The organism is Barnesiella sp. CU968 (assembly GCF_905219685.1).
Taxonomy (GTDB): Bacteria; Bacteroidota; Bacteroidia; order Bacteroidales; family Muribaculaceae; genus Lepagella; species Lepagella muris_A.
Genome location: NZ_CAJMXD010000153.1, coordinates 1 through 6705 on the forward strand (window position 1 = coordinate 1; position 6705 = coordinate 6705).

Sequence of the window (6705 nt, forward strand, 5' to 3'; positions counted from 1 at the left end):
AATTAAATTTGCATCGTCATCTGAGGTCTACAGGCTTGAGTGAACTCGCCTCAGACACACTCAGTGAAACACTACCAATTTTTCAAGAAGAGGAGTATTTTTTTCTCCTTGGACATTGGTGCCATAAATTATTACTATATTTGCATATGGGAAAAATGCCAACGAGAAGTGTTGTATCCCAATAAACTTAAAATGGCTATAAACTTTCTGATATATTCCAAAGAAAAGTCAGTCTATCCAAGGTTTTGGCTGTTTGGTGATTAATAAGAATTCTTTACCAAATCCAGTATAAATGTCTTTTTGGAATAAAATAATAGATACAATAAACGGGGCAGATAGCAGATCGGCTCGCTCACGGGAAGTGTCACAAGATTCATCCCGATATGTATTTGTGGATGTTGAGGTTGGGTTAAAGGATAAAAAGATTCATGATATTGGTGCTCTGCGGTGGGATGGTGCAACATATCATTCTGCAGACAAACAGAAGTTGAAGATGTTTTTGAAGGATGTTGATTTTGTCTGTGGACATAACATCATCCATCATGATGCCAAATATCTGTTTGGTGAGGGAAGTGATAACTGGTTATTTGTTGATACTTTGTTTTTGTCGCCCTTACTTTTCCCTGAACGCCCTTATCATCATTTACTAAAAGATGACAAGCTGGTAAGTGAGCACCTGAACAATCCTGTCAACGACTGCGATAAAGCCCGTGACTTGCTGATGGATGAGGTAACTCGATGGAAGAGACTTTCGACCATTTCGCAGCTAATTTTTTCAACATTGCTTAAAGACTACGACGAGTTTAAGGGCTTTTTAGCTTTTGTCAATGCCAAAGTTGGCAGAAAAGAGTCATTGGCGGAATTGATTCGTTCAGAATATGCAGGCAAGATTTGCGAACATGCAGATATTGAAAATATTATAAATAAGTACCCCTGTGAACTTGCATATGCGCTTGCATTAATAAACACTACAGACCATCGTTCAATCACACCGGCATGGGTGCTGAATAATTATCCGAATGTGGAGAATCTGGTAGGGATTCTCCGTCATGCCAAATGCAGAGAAGGTTGCATTTATTGTAATAAGAACCTTGACGTGCATGTCAATTTGAAAAGGTTTTTCGGATTTGATAAGTTCCGGACCTATGGCGGAGAACCGCTTCAGGAAAATGCGGCTTGTGCTGCTGTTGAGCATAAATCGTTGCTGGCAATCTTTCCTACGGGTGGAGGAAAATCGCTGACATTCCAGTTGCCAGCCCTGATGGAAGGGCGTTCGGTGCATGGTCTTACAGTGGTCATCTCGCCATTGCAATCGCTGATGAAAGATCAAGTGGATAATCTGGCAGAAAGAGGTATTACGGACGCTGTCACCATTAACGGTCTGCTGGATCCCATCAGCCGTTCGGAAGCCATTCAACGGGTGATGAACGGTGATGCTTCACTGTTGTACATTTCTCCTGAGATGCTTAGATCGAAAACTATAGAGAAGATATTGCTGGCACGCCATGTTGTACGTATTGTAGTAGACGAAGCGCATTGTTTTTCCTCCTGGGGTCAGGACTTCAGGGTGGATTATCAGTATATCGGCAAGTTTATAAGTCAATACCAAAAGAGCAAACAGTGTCGTGAGACAATACCCGTTTCTTGCTTCACCGCTACGGCGAAGCAGAAGGTGGTGCAGGATATTTGCGACTACTTCAAACAGACACTCAACCTTGATCTTCATATTTTTGCTTCTAAGGCAGTACGTACCAACCTGCGTTATTCGGTAATCCACACTGATACGGATGATGACAAGTACCTGAAGTTGCGATCATTGATAGCTGAATCATCATGCCCTGCCATAGTGTATGTTTCCCGCACCAAGCGGACGTGGCAATTGGCAGAGAAGCTTACGAGAGACGGTTTCAAGGCTTTGCCCTTTAACGGCAAGATGGACGCGGATGATAAGATTGTCAATCAGGAAGCATTTATGAATGACCGGGTGCGCATAATTGTGGCGACCTCTGCCTTTGGAATGGGTGTTGACAAAAAGGATGTAGGACTTGTTATACACTACGACATTTCAGATTCATTAGAGAATTATGTCCAGGAGGCAGGTCGTGCCGGTCGGGATCCGGATCTCGAAGCTCGTTGTTTTGTATTGTATAGCGATACTGATCTCGACAAACACTTTATACTACTCAACCAGACAAAGCTAAGTATTAGTGAGATACAGCAGGTGTGGAAGGCTGTGAAGGATTTGACCAGACAACGTATGCACGCATGTTGCTCGGCTTTGGAGATAGCCAGAAAGGCAGGTTGGGATGACTCTGTATCCGATATAGAGACACGTGTGCGGACAGCATTGGGTGCGTTGGAGCAAGCCGGTTACTTGGAGCGAGGAAATAATGTGCCGCGTGTATATGCCACTGGTATAACCGTTAAAAACATTGACGAAGCCCGTAAGCGTATCACGGAATCCTTGCTTTTCGAGAATGAGGAGGTGGAGAAGGCGGTGCGTATCATAAAGTCGTTAATATCGCATAAGTATATTGCCAAGGCTCAGAACGCTGAAGCGGAATCGCGCGTAGATTATCTGGCAGACATTCTTGGACTAAGCAAGAGCGAGGTGGTCTCCAGCGTAGAGCGCATGCGTCAAGAGGGCATTCTTGCCGACTCAAAGGATATTTCTGCTTTTCTGAATGATGCGGGAGAATCNGAAAACAAGTCGAAACGTCTGTTGGAACGGTTTATGACACTTGAACGTTACATCCTCGGGCATATATCTGATGACTCACTTCGTATATCATACAAACAACTGAACGATAGCGCACAGAAAAATGGTGTCGAAACCGCGACAGAAAAGGATATCCGCACATTATTGTATTTTCTTACTGTCAAAGGCTATACGCGTAAGAAGGAAGATGTCGCACACAATATTGAATTGTCTTGCCAGATGGATGTGGAATCAACTCTGAAACGCTTTGAAAGGCGTATGGATATATGCCATTTTATAACAGGGTGGTTGTATGGGCTTATGTCGCCAGTCACAGAAGGGGAAACAAAAAATAATGGAATCCAGTTCTCTGTAGTGGAGTTGCTGAATGATTTGAAAGCTAATGGAAACACCCTGTTGGATACCATGCAGGATGTACGGTTGGAAGACGTGGAAGAGGCATTGCTTTATTTGTCAAAGATCGGTGCTTTGAAACTTGAGGGAGGTTTTCTTGTGCTCTATAATGCCATGGACATCCGTCGTGTCAAGGATAGCAGGCTGCGTTATAAACAAGAAGATTACCGTATGCTTAGCGAGTTTTACAAACAGAAGATCCAGCAGGTACATATTGTGGGTGAATATGCCAATTTAATGGTTCGTGACTATAATGCCGCATTACAGTATGTACAGGATTACTTTCAGATGGATTACAGGCGGTTTGTTTCGAAATATTTTAAAGGAGAACGTGTGCGTGAGATAGAGAGAAACGTCACTCCGGAGAAATACAGGCATATTTTTGGCTCTCTCTCCGAAAAACAGATGGAGATTATTTCCGATAAGGAATCTCGTTGTATCGTGGTGGCGGCGGGACCAGGCAGTGGAAAGACTCGAGTTCTGGTACATAAGCTCGCCTCATTGCTATTGCTTGAAGATGTAAAACATGAACAGTTGTTGATGCTCACTTTTTCGCGTGTTGCGGCGATAGAGTTCAAGCAGCGTCTGCTGGGACTTATTGGCAATGCCGCCCACTTTGTTGAAATAAAGACTTTTCATTCCTATTGTTTTGATTTGTTGGGTAGAATCGGCAATCTTGAAGACGTTGAGGATGTGGTAGCTCGCGCGGCTCAGATGATTAATAATAGAGATGTGGAGCCAAATCGTATTGCCAAAACGGTTCTGGTCATTGACGAAGCGCAGGATATGAGTAAGGAGGAGTATGCCTTGGTACATGCCTTGATGAAATCCAACGAGGAAATGCGCGTTATTGCTGTTGGTGATGATGACCAGAATATATTTGAATTCCGTGGCTCAGACTCCCGCTACATGACTCAGATGATGAAAGAATCGGAAGCTCGATTTATTGAAATGACTGGTAACTACCGCAGTTCACGACATGTGGTTGATTTTGCAAACGTATTTGTGAATGGCATAAAAGGTAGAATGAAGAGTGATGCCATCATTTCCATGAATCATAAAGAAGGTTTTGTCGGCATCCGTCATCATGTTTCGCATATAATGTATAAGCCTCTTGTCGATGATTTGTTGGCTAATTATGGAGGAGGCTCCACTTGCGTGTTGACTCAGACAAATGAGGAGGCTGTCATCCTTGTAGCTTTGTTGCGTAAACACGGATTGAACAGTAAGTTGGTGCAGAGTATGGATGGTTTCCGGTTCTGGAATATGGCGGAAGTGCGTATGTTTCTCAAACAGATCAATAGTGGCGTACATACACCGATTATTTCAGATGATGTGTGGGAAAAGGCGAAACATAAGACTTTCGCTATGTATGCTGATTCAGCAAGCCTTCATTACCTGCAACGGTGTATTACATTATTTGAAGAGACAAATAAGATAAAATATCATACAGACTTTAAGGAATTTGTCTTCGAATCGTCTGTCGAGGATTTCTGTGATCTATCAGGAGCGGATGTAGTGGTTTCCACTATCCATAAGGCCAAGGGACGTGAGTTTGACGATGTTTATATGCTCATCACTAAGCCTCAGCATATCCATAATGAAGTGTTGCGTCGGTATTATGTGGGAGCGACCCGTGCAAAAGAGCGTCTGTTCATACATACAGATGATTCTCTTTTCGACCATATGCCGGCTGATGAGCATCGAGCCTATCAACAGCAGTATAACATGCCTGACGAGATTGTTTTGCAGTTATCCCTCAAGGATGTAAATCTCGGATTTTTCAAATCACGAAAGAATGAGATACTTGCACTCCGGGCGGGCCAGGCACTTCGCTTTGTGAATAACTATCTTTATGACTGTTGTACGAACATAGCTATCGCCCAATTGTCACAGAAAATGCAGGGAGAACTGCGCCTCTGGACTGATAAAGGCTATTCTGTAATTTCGGCTTCCATCCGTTTTATTGTGGCGTGGCGTCCGAAAGATGCACCTCAGGAAGAAAAAGAATCTGCCGTATTGCTTGTTGATTTAACGCTTAAAAGAGTTGTAAGTGATAAAGCTAATTAGAAAATTGGATATTTTGTAATTTTGCTGATTATGAATAACCCGTTTGACTATACGCCGGATGGCGAGTGCGAGGAGGCTTTCCGGAAATTGATTGCCAAGCTTGAGACTCTAAAGGGGAGTGATGACCCTAAGGACGTTAATTTTCTCCGTGAGCTTGATGCCGGGAAAATGCTCGGTGTGCTTATAGCTACTGACTCTTGCGGACTCCGTCATACTCTTTATGCTTTCTCGGGACAACTTGGTGACGGAGGTTTCTATCATCCCGGATTTGTAGGTCCGGTGTTCGATTATCTCCAACCTGGCGGTTATTTTAAAACAAAAGAAATGGAGATTTCCCGTCAGAATATTGATATATCCATATTTGAAGAAGGTCAATTTTCCAAGATCAGGAGTGAATATGAGCGTGCCAAAGAAAAATTTGAAGCGGAGGTTTCGGAATATAAAGAGAGGTGTCGATTGTCAAAAATAGCGAGAAGCGCCAAACGGGAGTCGGGTATTACCGATAAAGATGAAATTGCAGCCATGATACGCCAAAGTCAATTTGAAAAAGCAGAACTTCATCGCCTTAAAAAGAGAACGATTGCCGATCTTGCCCCCGTTGCTGCCAATCTCAAGAAAGCGAAGTCTCATCTTGGCGATCTGAAATCGAAGCGCCGTATGGATTCCGAAGCTTTGCAGCAATGGCTCTTCTCTAATTTCACATTGCTTAACGCGCGTGGGGAAAGCAGGACACTGAGTGAGATTTTTGCAGAAACACCACTGAAGATTCCTCCATCCGGAGCAGGGGAGTGCTGTGCACCCAAACTTTTACAGGCTGCCTATCTGCGCGGCTGGAAGCCAATAGCGATTGCCGAATATTGGTATGGACATGCCAAGAGCGGAGAAATAAGGATAGATGGCGCGTATTATCCCGCCTGTCGCGGGAAATGTCTTCCGGTGCTGGGCTGGATGCTGCAGGGTCTTGATGTATATCCACCTCTGGAAAGTGGTTGTGGGCAACCGGTAGTCCGGAATCCGGAAATCATATATGAGAACAGATGGTTCTGTGTGGTTGACAAACCGTCTGGAATGCTCTCTGTGCCAGGTAAGGGGAACGCGGTTTCCGTGCAGCAGTGGCTTGAGGAGAAATATGGCTCCGGCAGGTCTGTCAGAATGGCTCATCGTCTTGACCAGGACACCTCCGGTCTGCTTATAGCCACATTCGGGAACGACACTCTCAAGGTCATGCAGTCGCTTTTTGCCACAAGAAAGGTGAAAAAGACGTATGTTGCCGAACTTGAAGGAGATTACCGGTCTCTCGGAATCTCCCGTTGCGGACATATTGATCTGCCTTTATCTCCGGACTGGCTTGACAGACCGCGTCAGCGCGTGGATATTGAATGCGGCAAGGATGCTCTTACCTATTACGAATTCACCGGTGCAGAAGGTGGAAGAAGCCGCGTAGAGTTTAAGCCTGTCACAGGGCGCACACATCAACTGAGAATACATGCGGCATCAGAAATGGGGCTCGGAATGCCTATTGC

General features: G+C 44.3%; 2 protein-coding genes. Both read left to right on the forward strand.

Features of this window, described 5'->3' with window-relative positions; genetic code table 11:
- The first annotated feature begins 292 nt into the window (after positions 1 to 292).
- Entirely contained in the window at positions 293 to 5182 is a 4890-nt protein-coding gene (locus JX312_RS07310; RefSeq protein ID WP_204457545.1) for a RecQ family ATP-dependent DNA helicase, read from the forward strand.
- A 30-nt stretch (positions 5183 to 5212) separates the two neighbouring features.
- Positions 5213 to 6705: RluA family pseudouridine synthase (locus JX312_RS07315; RefSeq protein WP_204457546.1), on the forward strand; the 1493-nt coding region annotated here is incomplete at its 3' end.